The 14,820-nt window shown below is 62.8% G+C and carries 11 protein-coding genes and 1 other annotated feature; of the genes, 1 reads left to right on the top strand and 10 read right to left on the bottom strand.

The features are described 5' to 3' along the window. Nucleotides 1-346 precede the first annotated feature (346 nt). The 10 genes from ileS to miaB all read right to left on the bottom strand — a co-directional run bounded on the left by ileS (nt 347) and on the right by miaB (nt 14,226). The gene (gene ileS, locus Q0J75_RS04155; protein ID WP_297197089.1) at nt 347-3,142 is read right to left on the bottom strand and encodes an isoleucine--tRNA ligase; all 2,796 of its coding nucleotides are present in this window, start codon (nt 3,140-3,142) and stop codon (nt 347-349) included. A gap of 72 nt (nt 3,143-3,214) precedes the next feature. Beyond that, nucleotides 3,215-3,433 (bottom strand) — a binding site (T-box leader). A gap of 81 nt (nt 3,434-3,514) precedes the next feature. Beyond that, nucleotides 3,515-4,273, bottom strand: coding sequence for a DivIVA domain-containing protein (locus Q0J75_RS04150; RefSeq protein WP_297197087.1), 759 nt, complete (start codon nt 4,271-4,273; stop codon nt 3,515-3,517). A 122-nt stretch (nt 4,274-4,395) separates the two neighbouring features. After that, on the bottom strand, nt 4,396-4,905 hold the full coding sequence (locus tag Q0J75_RS04145; protein WP_297197085.1) for a cell division protein SepF: 510 nt from the start codon (nt 4,903-4,905) through the stop codon (nt 4,396-4,398). A gap of 24 nt (nt 4,906-4,929) precedes the next feature. Further along, on the bottom strand, nt 4,930-5,637 hold the full coding sequence (locus tag Q0J75_RS04140; RefSeq protein WP_297197083.1) for a YggS family pyridoxal phosphate-dependent enzyme: 708 nt from the start codon (nt 5,635-5,637) through the stop codon (nt 4,930-4,932). A gap of 85 nt (nt 5,638-5,722) precedes the next feature. Beyond that, complete coding sequence (locus tag Q0J75_RS04135; RefSeq protein ID WP_297197081.1) at nt 5,723-7,015, bottom strand: HlyD family efflux transporter periplasmic adaptor subunit; 1,293 nt, start codon at nt 7,013-7,015, stop codon at nt 5,723-5,725. 14 nt (nt 7,016-7,029) lie between these two features. After that, on the bottom strand, nt 7,030-7,266 hold the full coding sequence (hfq, locus tag Q0J75_RS04130) for an RNA chaperone Hfq (protein ID WP_297197079.1): 237 nt from the start codon (nt 7,264-7,266) through the stop codon (nt 7,030-7,032). Nucleotides 7,267-7,368: 102 nt separating this feature from the next. Then, nucleotides 7,369-9,309 (bottom strand): DNA mismatch repair endonuclease MutL, encoded by a 1,941-nt coding sequence (gene mutL / locus Q0J75_RS04125; protein ID WP_297197077.1) that lies wholly within the window; start codon nt 9,307-9,309, stop codon nt 7,369-7,371. 72 nt (nt 9,310-9,381) lie between these two features. Next, nucleotides 9,382-10,086 (bottom strand): CPBP family intramembrane glutamic endopeptidase, encoded by a 705-nt coding sequence (locus Q0J75_RS04120; protein ID WP_297197075.1) that lies wholly within the window; start codon nt 10,084-10,086, stop codon nt 9,382-9,384. A gap of 44 nt (nt 10,087-10,130) precedes the next feature. Then, the gene (gene mutS, locus Q0J75_RS04115) at nt 10,131-12,728 is read right to left on the bottom strand and encodes a DNA mismatch repair protein MutS (RefSeq protein WP_297197073.1); all 2,598 of its coding nucleotides are present in this window, start codon (nt 12,726-12,728) and stop codon (nt 10,131-10,133) included. Between the two features lie 73 nt (nt 12,729-12,801). Then, nucleotides 12,802-14,226: a tRNA (N6-isopentenyl adenosine(37)-C2)-methylthiotransferase MiaB gene (gene miaB / locus Q0J75_RS04110; protein WP_297197071.1), complete on the bottom strand. Its 1,425-nt coding sequence runs from the start codon at nt 14,224-14,226 to the stop codon at nt 12,802-12,804. Between the two features lie 160 nt (nt 14,227-14,386). Between miaB and dtd the strand changes: the two genes are divergently transcribed. Continuing rightward, on the top strand, nt 14,387-14,820 hold a 434-nt coding region (gene dtd / locus Q0J75_RS04105), incomplete at its 3' end, for a D-aminoacyl-tRNA deacylase (RefSeq protein ID WP_297197069.1).

Genomic DNA, 14,820 nt, shown 5'->3' with positions numbered 1-14,820 from the left:
AATCCAGTCCAAATGAGAACCACCGCACCGATGGCGGCATAAGCAAATGCCACGCAAACGCAGCAATTCCCAAGGCTTGCAAGGTGATATGCCGAGGGGCGGCAGCCGAACCACCGCCAGGCGGAGGCCAATACGAGCCCTGAGCGGAATAGGGCTTGCTGTCTTGCCAAAATTCCACCGCCGCCATGGACTCCGGGGTCCGGGGTTCGCAAACCCCGGCGAACTTTGGTGACTTTCCTTCGCTGGAAAGTCACCCGCCGGAGGCAAAACAGAGCAGCGATTTAAAACGATAAAACCATAAAAAAGGACGCCGCAGCTGCGGCGTCCTCTCTCTATACGGTTTGATTTACTCGCCCACCACGGCGACGCAGCGGGGGCACAGCTCGGCGTGGTGGCCCTGGGTGCCGATGGCGTCGTTGTGGTTCCAGCAGCGGGGGCACTTGGGGGCCTCGGACAGCTTGACGGCGATGGTGCAGGGGATGAGGCACTCCTCGTTCTTCTCCCCCTCCACCCCGTCGGTGGCGACGGTGACCTTGGACACGATGCACAGAGTAGCCAGGTCCACGTCCTTCAGGAAGGCGGCGTCCTCAGCGGACACGGACAGGGTGACCTCGGTATCCTGGGCCTTCTTGAACACACCGGCGTTGCGGGCGTTCTCCAGGGCCTTGTTGACGGCGTCCCGCAGGCTCACCAGCTTGGCCCACCGGTCCTGATCGGCCTGGGCCATGGCATAGGCGGCGTTGTCGCCGGGCATCTCGTTAAAGAGCACGCTTTCCCCGTCCACCCCGGCGGCATGGCGCATGGCGTGCCAGATCTCGTCGGAGGTGAAGGCCAGGATGGGGGCAATAAGCCGGGTCATGCCGTCCAGGATGTGGTACAAGGCGGTCTGAGCGGAGCGGCGCTCTTCCTCGCCGCCGCAGTACAGCCGGTCCTTGATGATGTCCAGATAGAAGTTGGACAGATCCACCACGCAGAAGTTGTACACGGCCCGATAGACCCCGTGGAACTCGTACTTGTCGTAGGCCGCCCGCACGGTCTTGACCAGCTCGTTGAAGCAGTGCAGGGCGTAGCGGTCCAGATCCATCAGCTGCTCCACCGGCACCAGATCGTTGTCGGGGTCAAAGTCGCACAGGTTGCCCAGCATATACCGGGCAGTGTTGCGGATCTTCAGGTAGGCCTGGGACAGCTGCTTCATGATGTCCTGGGAAATACGCATGTCCTGGGTGTAGTCGGCGGAGGCCACCCACAGCCGGAGCATGTCGGCGCCGTAGTCCTTGATGACCTCCTCGGGGCCCACGGCGTTGCCCAGGGACTTGTGCATGGCCTTGCCCTCACCGTCCACGGTCCAGCCGTGGGTGATGATCTGCTTGTAGGGAGCCACGCCCTTGGCGGCAATGGAGGTCAGCATGGAGGACTGGAACCAGCCCCGGTACTGGTCGCCGCCCTCCAGATACACGTCGGCGGGGAAGTGGAGATAATCACGCTCGTCCAGCACGGCGGCGTGGGTGGAGCCGGAGTCGAACCACACGTCCATGATATCGGACTCCTTGGTGAAGTGGGTGTGGCCGCACTTGGGGCACTTGAGCCCGGCGGGCACCAGCTCGTCGGCCTCCTTGTCAAACCAGATGTTGGAACCGTGCTCCCGGAACAGACCGGCGATGTGGGCGATGGTCTCGGGGGTGACAATGTCCTGGCCGCACTCGGCGCAGTAGAAAATGGGGATGGGCACGCCCCACACCCGCTGGCGGCTGATGCACCAGTCGTTGCGCTCGGTAATCATGCTGGTCATCCGGTCCTTGCCCCAGTCGGGCTTCCACTGGATGTCGTCGCAGGCCTTGACCGCCGCGTCCTTGATGGCGTCCACGGAGCAGAACCACTGCTCAGTGGCCCGGTAGATGATGGGGTTCTTACACCGCCAGCAGTGGGGATAGGAGTGGGTGATGGACTCCTTGGCCACCAGGAAGCCCTCTTTTTCCAGGTCCTCCACCACCATGTCGTTGCCCTTGGCGTAGAACTGGCCGTTGTAGCGCTCGTCGGTCATCACGCCCTTGGCGTTGACAGGCACGGGCACCCCGATGTGGGTCAGCCCCGCCTTGTCGTACTGCTGGCAGATCTGGAAGTCCTCGGCGCCGAAGCCGGGGGCGGTGTGGACGCAGCCGGAGCCGGCGTCCAGGGTGACGTGCTCGCCGTTGAGGATAACGCTCTCCCGGTCAAAGAGGGGGTGGGTGGCGGTCATCAGCTCAAACTCAGAGCCCTTCAGGGTAGCCAGCACCGTGCAGGCCTCATAGTCGATGTGGGCGGACTTGCACACGCTCTCGGCCAGGTCCTTGGCCAGGATATACACATCGCCGCCGGGCACCTGGAGGAGCACATAGTCAAAGTCGGCGTTGAGGCAGATGGCGAAGTTGCCGGGGATGGTCCAGGGGGTGGTGGTCCAGATGACGAAGTAGGTCTTGCTGAGGTCGGTGTACTGGCCCAGCTTGCCCTTGTCGTCCCGGACGGGGAACTTGACAAAGATGGTGGTACAGGGGTCGTCGGCGTACTCGATCTCGGCCTCGGCCAGAGCGGTCTGGTCGGCGGGGCACCAGTACACCGGCTTCATGCCCTTGTAGATAAAGCCCTTCTCAGCCATCTTGCCAAAGATCTCGATCTGCTTGGCCTCAAAGTCAGGCTTCAGGGTCAGGTAGGGATTCTCCCACTCGCCCAGCACGCCCAGGCGCTTGAACTGCTCCCGCTGCTTGTCCACGAAGTCCAGGGCATACTCCTTGCACTTCTCCCGGAACTGGGAGGTGGTGAGCTCGTCCCGCTTGACCTTCTTGTTCTTCAGGATAGCGGACTCGATGGGCAGGCCGTGGGTGTCCCAGCCGGGCACATAGGGGGCGCAGTAGCCGGTCATATTCCGGTGCTTGACGATCATATCCTTGAGGATCTTGTTCAAAGCGGTGCCGATGTGGATGTTGCCGTTAGCGTAGGGAGGGCCGTCATGGAGGACGAACAGGGGCTTGCCCTCGTTCTTCTTCATGAGCTTGTGATAGAGATCGTGGTCATACATCTCCTGGAGCATCTGGGGCTCCCGCTTGGGCAGGCCCGCCCGCATGGGGAAGTCGGTCTGGGGCAGGTGGACAGTCTGGTTGTAGTCCATGGGTGTTTCTCCTTTTATGATAAAAATAAATAGAAAACGGGAATGGAGGCAAACAAAAAACGCCTCTGTCTCCTAAGAGACAAAGGCGCACACCTCTGCGGTACCACTCTCATTGTTCCGGGCGGGCCGGAACCACTCGATGGCCGGTAACGAGGCCAACCGTAACCGCTTACTGTACTTCGGCGGTCATGCTCAGAGGTGATTTTCCCGGCCTGCCCTGTCCGCCTTGCACCAAAATGGCGGCTCTCTGCGCAGGGATGGGGCGGTACTCGTCCTCGTCACAGCATGTTTCAGATGAAAATGACTGGGAGACGCCTTTTTTCCAGACGTCTCCCAGTATCTTACCCGTTTGCGGGGCTTCTGTCAAGAGGTTTACCGGATTTCATAGTCCTTGCCGAATTGCAGGTTGTCAAAGTCGATGCGGCGGGTGGGCTCCTCCACCTCGTCGTCCTCGTCCTCGGCCGGATGGTGGGCGGCCTGGGCCTTCCGGCCGCTGAGCTCCATCAGCTCGTCATACAGGCTGCTCTCCCCGCTTTTTTTGGCGGGCTCCGGCATGGGCGTGATGGGAGTAACGGACGCGGGCTGGGGGACCTGCTCCTCCTGCTGGATGATCCGCTCCACGTTTTCCTCAATATCCCGGGCGGTATCTCCCACCGGGTCGGCGGGGGCGGCAGGGGCGGCGGCGCTCAGCTTGGACAGCCCGCCCAAAAACTCCATTTCGTGCTGGTAGAGCTCCTTCAGCTTGCGCACATAGGCGGCGGTGGACTGCTGGGCGGCGGTCAGGCGGGCCTGCTCGTCCCGGATGGACTGCTGTAACTCGTCCACCCGGGCTCTGGCGTCGGCCTCGGCGTTCTGCATCAGCTGGTTGCGCTTGCTCTCGGCCTCAGCCACCAGATCGTCCGCCATCTTCTGGGCGGTCATCAGGGCCTTGCGCATGGCGTCCTCGGTGGAGCGGTATTCCTCCACCTTGTCCACCAGCACCTTCATTTTGGCTTTCAGCGTGGCGTTTTCCTTGTACAGAGTGGTATAGTCCGCCGTCAGGATGTCCAGAAACTCATCCACCATGGTCATATTATAGCCGTTAAACGCCTTGGTAAAGGCGTGCTCAGAGACTTCCTGAGGCGTCAGCATAGGTCAATTCCCCCTGATGTTTTGTTCCAATGCGCCTACCGGACCTTGCCGGAAAAGGGGCATAATCTGTAAGGCGTAGCCGGTGGCCGCGCCTTACAATAGATAAAAATGGTATTTAAAAATTAGAAATACAGGCCGTTGTTCTCCAGCTCGTCAATCAAATCGCCCAGAATATCCACGTTGTAGGGTGTGATGATGTAAGTAGAGATGGCCACCTTCTTGATCTTGCCCTCGTTGGCATAGGCCACGCCGGACAAAAAGTCCAGCAGGCGGCGGGCAATGTCCTTGTTGGTGGACTCCAGGTTGAGTACCACCGTGCGCTTTTCCCGCAGGTGGTCGGCGATCTCGCTGGCGTTTTCAAAGCGCTCGGGCTTTACCAGCACCACTTGCAGCTGGGTGGTGGTGTGGATGTTGACCACCTTGTTGCTGCGGCGCTCGTTATCCATAGAGTAGAGGCTGCCGGTAGACTCGGAGATGGACTGGCTTCTGGTGCTCTTGCGCTCAGGCCGGTCGCTGCTGGTCCGGTCCATCCGCTCACTGCGGGAGACAGGCTCAAAGTCGTCCTCGTAGTCGTCTTCCGCCTCATCCTCATAGGGGCGGGCCAGCCTCCGCAGTTCGTCAAACAATCCCATTGTCGGTTACCTCCTAAGTTCAGATCATGTATGCTGCATGGGGGGGCGGGGGCCGAACAGGGCGGTACCCACCCGAACCAGGGTGGCGCCCTCCCGGACGGCGTCCTGATAATCGCCGCTCATACCCATGGAAAGACAGTCAATGTTAACCTCATTATCCGCCATCTTTTGCCTTATGTCAACAAAAAGCTGGTGCATGCGGGCAAAAAAAGGCCGGTTGCCCTGGGGCCCCTCCGCCACGGGGGGGATGGCCATCAGCCCCCGCAGATGCACATGGGGGCAGGATACCGCCTTCTGAGCCAGGGAAAGCAGCTCCTCGGGCGCGATGCCGCTTTTGGAGGCCTCGCCGCCGATGTTGACCTCCAGCAGGATATCCTGCACCAAATCCAGCTTGGCGGCCTGGGCCTCGATGGCATCCAGCAGGTGCTCCGAGCCCACCGATTCAATGAGGTCCACCCGGCCCACCACCTGCCTGACCTTGTTGGTCTGCAAATGGCCGATAAAATGGAGGGCCGCCCCGGCGTAGGCGTTGTCGTCCAGGTGAGCGGTCATCTCCTGCACCCGGTTTTCCCCGCACACAGTGATACCGGCGGCAATGGCCTGCCGGATGGTGTCCGAGGTCTGGACCTTGGTGGCGGCCACCAGGGTGATCTCCGACGGGTCCCGGCCCACTTCCCGGGCGGCGGCGGCGATGTTGGCCTTTACCTGCGCTACCTTCTCTTCCAGGGACATGATGAAGCACCTCCAAAATAAATACACACAAAATGAGGATAACCGTAAGATTGTTTCTCTGTTATGCAGCCCTTTTTCAACAGGCTCAACCAATATATTTACCGTCGTACAGCTCGCCGGAGGAAATAATGATCTTATCTCCCGCCCGCAGAGCCTTTTTGGCTTGGGCCTCTGTCTCTGTCTCAGAGGTGGGAGCGGTGACGATGATATAGTCCTCCTCCTCGGCCAGAACGGTTACTTCCTTCAGCTCGGCCCACTCGCCCACCAGGGCGTATACGCAGGTGACCGACACCGTGCGTTCCTCGCCGGTGTCCACGTCCTCCACCGTCTTTTCCTCCACCCGCAGGGCCTCCTTGGGTAGGCGGATGCCGCTGACCGTCTCAAAGATCAGCTCCACGGTCTGCCGCCGCAGCAGGGTGGTGTCCGACAAAAACTTGTCGGACGACAGCACCACCACCACCTGCCCGTCCACCGAATCGCCCAGCCGCTCCACCGTCATCTCCACATCGCCGGACCAGTCCCGGGAGAAGCGCACGGTGATGGTGCGCCCCTCCACCAGCCGCTGGCTCTCGCTCTCAGGCAGCACGCAGGCAAAGTACCAGGTGGAGTCGGTGATGAGCTTGCCGATGGCGGCGGAATCCGCCGAGGGGTTCTGCCCGGCCAGACCCTCCAGCTGGGAGGGGGTGATGGTGGAGAGCATGTCCGGGGTAATAAGGTTTTCATACCCATCTACTACGCCGGAAAAGATCCCCGACTGGGCGGCGGTCACCCGGCTGGTGCTCTGGGAGGCCTGGGCGGTGAGGGCGGTGATTTGGGCGTTGACCTCATCCAGGGAGGCCTGAAGGGCGGCGGTGGATTCCTCGGTATTCTGGTCAAAGGCGTAGCCGTATTTATAGATCAGGCTTTTCAGCTCCATGGTCTGGCTCTCCAGACCGGTCAGATCACCGGCGGCGGTAGCCCCCCGCAGTTTGCCGATGGCGTCGGCCACCTGGCTGCTGAGCTGGGCGGAGTCGCTGCTCCCGCCCGCCTGCGCCAGGGCGTATTCCAGCTGTTCCTGTTCCAGCAGCAGCTGCTGGAGGGTCTGGCGCTGGGAGACGCTGGCGTCGCTCTGGTAAAGCAGGGCCACCGTTTCCCCCCGGCTCACCTTCTCCCCTTCGTCGGGGAGCAGCTCCACCGTGCCGCCCTGGCTGGTGAGGACGCTCTCCTCCCGGACCAGATAGCCGGTGACCTCGGTGCTGTCGTTCACCGTGTAGGTGTAGGCCAGCACCGTGGGGTAGAGGTTCCGGAGGCTGTGCCAGGCCGATACCCCGATGGTGAGCAGGATGGCGCCCAGCAGCAGCAGCATGATGATGCGGGCGTTCAGTGAACCTTGCTTCATAGGTACTCCTTTTGTCAGTCGCCACGCTCCTCCCGCTCCAGAGAGATGGCCCGTTCGGGCACGATGGTGGAGATCGCGTGCTTGTAGATCATCTGCTGCTTGTCCCCCGTCATAAGTACCACCACAAAGGCGTCATAGCCCACGATCTGGCCCTTGAGCTGATAGCCGTTCATCAAAAAGGCGGTGACATTGGCCCGGGTCCGCCGTGCCCGGAGCAGGAATAAGTCTTGCAGGTTGGGTGTCTTTTGCATATGGATGCACTCCTTTTTCTCTGAGATACATCCAATATATACCAATTATGAGGCGGATTTCGTCGAAGCGTCGGGAAGGGGTTACATTTCCCAGGACATAGTCTAAGCCCGGCCAAACCGTTTTTCAATCTGCTGGCGGGTCAGCTCAATGGCTACCGGCCTGCCGTGAGGACAATACTTGACCGCGCCTGTCATGACAGCCTGGGCCACTTTCAGCAGCTCGGCCTCCCCGTTTTTCTGGCCTCCCTTGATGGCGGCCTTGCAGGCCATGGTGTGGAGCAGGGCGTCCCGGGCGCTGTCCGGGTCGGCGGTGCCGCTGGTGAGCAGGCGGCCCGCCAGCTCCAGCAGCACATCGGGGATCTGATCGGCGTCCACGTCGTAGGGGGCGGCCCGGACGATGAGGGCCCCGCCCCCAAAGTCCTCCACCTCAAAGCCGAACCGGGCCAGCAGGGGCAGCTGGGCCAGCAGGGCGGCCCCCTCCTCCGCCGGTGGGGTGAACACCACCGGGGTAAGCAGGGTCTGGACCATGGGGGTGTACCCCGCCGCCTTCAGCCGGTCAAAGTTCATCCGCTCATGGGCGGCGTGCTTATCGATGAGCAGCACCTTGTCCCCTTGTTCCACAATGATGTAGGTGTTCAAGACCTCCCCCGCCAGACGCCAGGGCAGTTCCTCCGGCTCGGGCTGGACGGTGGGAGCGGGGGTGTCCGGCGGCGGGACAGGGGCGGCAATCTGCCGCCCTCCGCTGTCTGGTTTCGGATCAGGCCGCGGGCGATCCGGGACGCTGGCCGCTGCGGGCGGGGCGGTTTGAGCGGGCCGGGATGGGGCCCCAGGGCCGTCATAGATGGCGGCCGCTTTGGGTGCAGCCGAAGGTTTCACGGGGGAAACGCTCCGGGCGGTCACGTCCTGGAGGGGCAGAGGGGAAGCGGGCTTGTCCGCCGTCCTGCGAAACTGCTCCGCCGTCATGGTGCGGAAGGCGGTCTGGTTGGGGGTGACGGTGTCCACCGCCTGTCTGGGGGCGGGCCGGGGCCGGTCGGCCAGGGCGGCAGGCCGGGAGCGGTCGGCCTCCAGGGTGGATTTCACCGCGTAGTACACCGCGTCAAAGACCTTTTTGTCGCTGCCGAACTTGACCTCCTGCTTGGTGGGATGGACGTTTACGTCCACGGCGTTGAGCTTGGTGGTCAGGTGGAGGACGCAGCCGGGGAATTTGCCCACCATCTTCTGGTTGGCGTAGGCCTCCTCCAAAGCGGCCATCATGGTACGGCTTTTCACATACCGGCCGTTGACAAAGAAGTGCTGGTACCCCCGGGTGCCCCGGCAGCAGGTGGGCAGGGATACAAAGCCGGACACGCTGATTTCCTCGCCGGTGCCCTGCACCGGGGTGAAGCCCAGGGCCAGATCCCGGCCCAGCACCGCATACAGAGCGGATTTCAGCTGGCCGTCTCCGGGGGTGAGCAGGTCCTGCTTGCCGTCCCGGAGGAATTTGATGCTGACCTCCGGGTGGGACAGGGCCAGCCGCTGGGCCATGGCGAAGCAGGCCGCCCCTTCGGCGGAGTCCTTTTTCACAAATTTCAGCCGGGCGGGGGTGTTGAAAAACAGGTCCCGCACCACCATGGTGGTGCCCTGGGGACAGCCCGCCTCCTCCCGGCTCACCACCACGCCTCCCTCCAAAGAGAGGGCGGCGCCCAGGGGCTCCTCCGCCGTGCGGGTGAGCAGTTCCACCCGGGAGACGGCGGAGATGGCGGCCAGGGCCTCCCCCCGGAAGCCCAGGGTACCGATGGCCTCCAGGTCATACTCGGTGCGCAGCTTGCTGGTGGCGTGGCGGAGGAAGGCGGTCTCCGCCTCCCCGGCGGCGATGCCGCAGCCGTTGTCGGTGACCCGGATGAGGGCCATGCCGCCGTGCTGGATCTCCACCGTCAGCTTGTCCGCTCCGGCGTCAATGGCGTTTTCCATCAGCTCCTTCACCACCGAGGCGGGGCGCTCCACCACCTCACCGGCGGCGATGAGGTCGGCCACATGGGAGTCAAGTTGTTGAATGTGGGGCATAAACGACCAACTTTCTGATATCGGCAAATGGAAATTCTGTGGGGGCGTAGGGCGGGGGCTTGCCCCCGCCGCCTACCACCCCCACAGGGCAAAGAGCAGGGTAAAGCCGTTGAGAACGGCGTGCAGGGCGATGGCGCTCCAGATGGAGCCGCCCCGGTCATAGCACCAGGTGAGGGCCAGGGCCATGGGGGCGTACTGGATGGCCAGCAGCAGATAGCGCAGGTCCAGGGCGCCGTAGGCGTATACGAACTGCACCGCGCAGTAAAAGGCATACCCCGCCGCCGACAGCACATAGGCCAGCCACCGGCTGTAGCCCCGGGCCGCGCCAAAGAGCAGGCCCCGGAACAGCGGCTCCTCCACCAGGGGCATGAGCACCACCAAAATCAGGACGGTGGCGGCGGGGGCAAAGGCGTACTGTTCCGGGTAGCTGATGAAGTTGGGATTCTGGACGGGCAGGGGGATGAGCCGCACCAAACCATAGAGGACCACCGCGCCTATGAGGCCGGTGGCGCAGGCAAAGAGATTTTCAGGCAGCCAGTCCAGCAGCAGTCCAAACCCCCGGCGCAGAAAGGACCAGAACACCACAAAGGTGAGCACCGCCAGCAGGAGGTAATAGACCACATTGGCCTCGGCCACCGGGAATTCCGCCGGATAAAACCGCTGGACCCATCCCATCAGCCAGGGAAAGAAAAAGAGATAGAGGGCGAAAAAGATCCAGCCCCGCAGCTGCTCCCCCCGGGAGAGCGGGGCCTGCCCGGAACGGCGGCTTTTATACATGGCGGTTCCCTCCTTTCGTGGATGGTGTGGCGGCGGACCCGCCGTTACACCATCTGCTTGAGCTGGAAGAGCAGATTCATGGCTTCAATGGGGGTGAGGGTGTTCAGATCGGCCTCCTGAAGGCGGCGGACCACCTCATTGCCCCCCATGTCCAGCAGAGAGACCTGCTCGGACGGCGGGGCCGCCGGGGTCTGGGGGGTCTGGACCCCTCCCGCCTCCAGCTCCTTCAAAATCTGACGGGCCCGGGAGATGACCTTGTCGGGCACCCCGGCCAGCTTGGCCACCTCGATGCCATAGCTCTGGTCGGCCCCGCCCCGGACGATCTTCCGCAGAAAGAGGATATCGTCCCCCTTCTTCTTGGCGGCAATGTTGTAGTTCTTCACCCCGGGGATGACCCCCTCCAGGGCAGTGATCTCGTGGTAGTGGGTGGCGAACAGGGTCTTGGCCCCCAGCCGCTTTTTGTCGGCGCAGTATTCCAGCACCGAGCGGGCAATGGACATGCCGTCGTAGGTGGAGGTGCCCCGGCCGATTTCGTCCAGAATGAGCAGGCTTTTGGACGTGGCGTTTTTCAGCAGCTCGGCCACCTCGGTCATCTCCACCATGAAGGTGGACTGCCCGGCGGCCAGGTCGTCGCTGGCCCCGATACGGGTGAACACCCGGTCCACGATGCCGATGCGGGCCGACCTGGCGGGGACAAAGGAGCCCATCTGGGCCATAAGGACGATGAGGGCCACCTGCCGCATATAGGTGGATTTGCCCGCCATGTTGGGGCCAGTGATGATGGCCACTGTGTTGTCGTGGCCGTCCATCCGGGTGTCGTTGGGGACAAAGAGGGCGTTTTTCAGCATCTTCTCCACCACCGGGTGGCGGCCCTCGGAAATCTCGATGGCATCGGACAGATCCACCTCCGGCTTGCAGTAGCCCTGCTCGGCGGCCACGGCGGCGAAGGAACACAGCACGTCCACCTGGGCCACGGCGGCGGCGGAACGCTGAATCTCCCCCACCCGGGCGGCGGCCTTCCGGCGCAGGTCGCAGAAGAGCTGGTATTCCAGGGCGGTGACCCGGTCCTGGGCCGAGAGGATCTCGTGCTCCAGGTCCTTTAATTCCTGGGTAATAAACCGCTCGCAGTTGGTGAGGGTCTGCTTGCGGATATAGTCCTGGGGCACCTGGTCATAATAGGACTTGGATACCTCGATGTAGTAGCCGAATACCTTGTTGAAGCCCACCTTCAGGCTCTTGATGCCGGTCTTTTCCTTTTCCCGGGCCTCCACGGCGGCCACCAGGTCCTTGCCGTTGGTGAGGATATCCCGCAGCCGGTCCACCTCGGCGTCGAAGCCCGCCCGAATGAAGCCGCCCTCCCGGACGGAGAAGGGAGGATCGTCCACGATGGCTGCGCCGATGAGCTCCCGCAGGTCGGGCAGGTCGTCCAGAGCGTCGGCAAGAGAGGTGAGCAGGGCCCCGGTATGGGGGGTCAGCAGCTCCCGCAGCTGGGGCAGCCGACCCAGCCCGGCGGCCAGCGCCGCCAGGTCCCTCCCTCCGGCAGTACCATAGACAATGCGGCCGATGAGCCGCTCCAGGTCGGTGATCTCCCGCAGGGTGGCGGTCAGCTCCTCCCGGCCGATGGGGTCGGCCACCAGTTCCTCCACCGCCCCCAGCCGACGGCGGATGGCCGCCGGGGAGAGAAGGGGCCGCTCCATCCAGGCCCGGATGAGACGGCGGCCCATGGCGGTACGGGTCTTGTCCAGCACCCACAGCAGAGAGCCCTTCTTCTCCTTGGACCGGAGGGTTTCGGTCAGCTCCAGATTGCGCCGGGCGGTCAGGTCCAGCTCCATGAACTGGCCGGAGGAGAACCAGGTGAGGGCGGTGATGTGGGACAGGTCGGTTTTCTGCGTCTCGTAAAGGTAGCTCAAAAGGCCCCCTGCCGCCTGAAGGGCGTGGCTGTCCTCCCGGGGCAGCTGGTCCAGGCCGCTGGTAAACTGCTGTTCCACCAGCGCCTGGGCGGCGCTTGGCTCAAAGCGGTCCTCCCCGCCCTTTTCACACCGGCAGTCCAGCCGGTTGGTGAGAAAGTCCAGCAGGGCGTCGTCGCGGTAGGCCCCGTCGGACAGCATGGCCTCCCGGGGGGAGAACCGGCCCAGCTCGTTGCACAGGTGCTCGTAGGCATCGGGACCGGAGAAGGAGGTGACCGACAGCTCGCCGGTGGAGATGTCGCAGAAGCACAGACCCACCCCGGCGGCGTCCTGGTAGATAGCGCAGATAAAGTTATTGCGTCCCTCCTCCAGCATGGAGGAGGCAATGACGGTGCCGGGGGTAACGATGCGGATGATATCCCGCTCCACCAGACCCTTGGCGGCGGCGGGGTCCTCCATCTGCTCGCAGATGGCCACCTTGTAGCCTTTGGAGATAAGCCGGGCGATATAGGAGTCGGCGGAGTGGTAGGGCACGCCGCACATGGGGGTGCGCTGGTCCTCCGGCTTGCCCCGGTCCCGGGTGGTAAGGGTCAGGTCCAGCTCCTTGGAGGCCAGCTTGGCGTCCTCCTGGAACATCTCGTAAAAGTCCCCCAGCCGGAAAAAGAGGATGCAGTCCGGGTGGAGCTGCTTCATCTTGTAGTATTGCTTCATCATGGGGGTGAGCTCGGACGGCATGGCGGACGCTCCTTTTCTGGTTGGAATAAAATAGAATTGATCGCTGATCCGGGGAAGAAATGGCCCCGTCGCGTTAGGTTGTGACTTCCCCCATCAGGGACCACTTGTTGGCCCCGGTGATCTTCACGTCCACAAACCGGCCGATGAGGGATTCCTCCCCACTCAGCCGCACCAGCCGGTTGCCGGGGGTGCGGGCGGTAAGGCCCTTGTCGTCCTTGCCGTCCACCAGGCAGCGCACCGTCTTGCCGATGTAGGCTTTGTGCTTTTCCTCGGAGATCTGGTCCTGCCGCTCCACCAGCCGCTGGAACCAGGCCGCCTTCTCTTCCTTGGAGACGGGGTCCTCCATCTTGGCGGCGGGGGTGCCCACCCGGGGGGAATAGATAAAGGTAAAGAGGGCGTCAAAGCGCACCTCGTCCAGCAGAGTCATGGTCTGCTCAAATTCCTCGGCGGTCTCTCCGGGGAAGCCCACGATGACGTCGGAGGTGATGACCACGTCGGGGATGGCCTGCCGCAGCCGCCGCACCTTGTCCAGATAGCCCGCCCGGTCGTACACCCGGTTCATGGCCTTCAGCACCCGGTCGCTGCCTGCCTGGAAGGGCAGGTGGAAGCAGGGGGCGATCTTGGGAGAGGCGGCCATGGTATCAAAGAGCTTCTGAGAGGCGTCCTTGGGATGGCTGGTCATGAAGCGGAGGAGAAAATCCCCCTCAATGTCCGCCGCCGCCTTCAAAAGGTCGGCAAAGTCACAGGGAGAGTCCAGGTCCTTGCCGTAGGAGTTGACGTTCTGACCCAGCAGGGTGATATCCTTGTAGCCCTCGGCCACCAGGCCCCGGATCTCCTCCAGAATGACCTGGGGCTGGCGGGAGCGCTCCCGGCCCCGGACATAGGGGACGATGCAGTAGGTGCAGAAGTTGTTGCAGCCGTACATGATGGACACCCAGGCTTTCACCTTGTCCTGGCGCACCACCGGGATGCCCTCGGCGATGGAGCCGGGCTCGTCGGCAATGTCAAAGATACGGCCCCGGCGGGTGATGAGCCGGTACAAAAGCTCAGGGAACCGCCACAGGGCGTGGGGGCCGAACACCAGGTCTACCTGGCGGTAGGACTCCTTGATCTTCTGGGCCCGGTGGGGCTCCTGGGCCATACAGCCGCACACACAGATCAGCTGGCCGGGCTTGGCCCGCTTGGTGTGGACCAGGGCCCCCACGTTGCCCAGCACCCGCATTTCGGCGTGCTCCCGGATGGCGCAGGTGTTGATGAGGATCAGGTCGGCCTGGGCCTCGCTGTCGGTAAACTGGTAGCCCATCTCGCTGAGGTAGCCCCGCAGCCGCTCGGAGTCGGCCTCGTTCTGCTGGCAGCCGTAGGTGTCCACGAAGGCCAGAGGGGGCGTGGGCCGGGCGGCGTTGCGCTCCAGGATCTGATGGCAGAAATCCCGCTGACGCTCCACGTCGGCGGGGGAAATTTTGGTGGTCTGTCGGTTCAAAGCGGTTCCTCCAAACATACTGTTTCAAGCATAAATCATACCACTTTTCCCGGTCAAAGACAAGGCCTGTCCCCTTTTGATTGACGGAAATCGACGGGCAGTATATAATGGAAAAGACTATCCCGGTTGGGGGGTAAACCGGCCCTCCGTCCCGCTTGACAGAAAGGAATTTAAGGACATGCGCGCAGTTGTAACGAGAGTGAAAAACGCCTCCGTCACCATCGACGGCAAGGTCAACGGCCAGATCGGCCAGGGCTTTCTGGTGCTGCTGGGGGTGGCCCCCACCGATACCGAGGCCCAGGCGGTCAAGCTGGCCGACAAGGTGTGCGGCCTGCGCATCTTTGAGGACGAAAACGAGAAAATGAACCTCAATTTGGAGGCGGTGGGGGGCGCTCTGCTGGTGGTGAGCCAGTTTACCCTGTACGCCGACACCAAATCCCGCCGTCCCGGCTTTTCCGGGGCCGCCAAGCCGGACATCGCCATTCCTCTGTATGAGAAGTTTATGGCCGAGTGCGCCGGCCGGGGCTTTGACGTGCAGCACGGCGAATTTGGCGCGGATATGCAGGTCTTTTCTCAAAATGACGGCCCGGTGACCATTCTGCTGGACACCGA

The organism is uncultured Flavonifractor sp. (assembly GCF_944385615.1).
GTDB lineage: Bacteria > Bacillota > Clostridia > Oscillospirales > Oscillospiraceae > Flavonifractor.
The sequence above is the reverse complement of the archived record's forward strand: the minus strand, read 5'-3'. Positions and strand labels throughout refer to the sequence as shown.

Coding starts and splice junctions, on each gene's coding strand:
- hfq (WP_297197079.1), bottom strand. CDS start 7,266: ATGCAAAAGACACCCAACCTGCAAGACTTATTCCTGCTCCGGGCACGG.
- Q0J75_RS04145 (WP_297197085.1), bottom strand. CDS start 4,905: ATGGGATTGTTTGACGAACTGCGGAGGCTGGCCCGCCCCTATGAGGAT.
- mutL (WP_297197077.1), bottom strand. CDS start 9,309: ATGCCCCACATTCAACAACTTGACTCCCATGTGGCCGACCTCATCGCC.
- ileS (WP_297197089.1), bottom strand. CDS start 3,142: ATGGACTACAACCAGACTGTCCACCTGCCCCAGACCGACTTCCCCATG.
- Q0J75_RS04150 (WP_297197087.1), bottom strand. CDS start 4,273: ATGCTGACGCCTCAGGAAGTCTCTGAGCACGCCTTTACCAAGGCGTTT.
- Q0J75_RS04135 (WP_297197081.1), bottom strand. CDS start 7,015: ATGAAGCAAGGTTCACTGAACGCCCGCATCATCATGCTGCTGCTGCTG.
- mutS (WP_297197073.1), bottom strand. CDS start 12,728: ATGCCGTCCGAGCTCACCCCCATGATGAAGCAATACTACAAGATGAAG.
- miaB (WP_297197071.1), bottom strand. CDS start 14,226: ATGTTTGGAGGAACCGCTTTGAACCGACAGACCACCAAAATTTCCCCC.
- Q0J75_RS04140 (WP_297197083.1), bottom strand. CDS start 5,637: ATGTCCCTGGAAGAGAAGGTAGCGCAGGTAAAGGCCAACATCGCCGCC.
- Q0J75_RS04120 (WP_297197075.1), bottom strand. CDS start 10,086: ATGTATAAAAGCCGCCGTTCCGGGCAGGCCCCGCTCTCCCGGGGGGAG.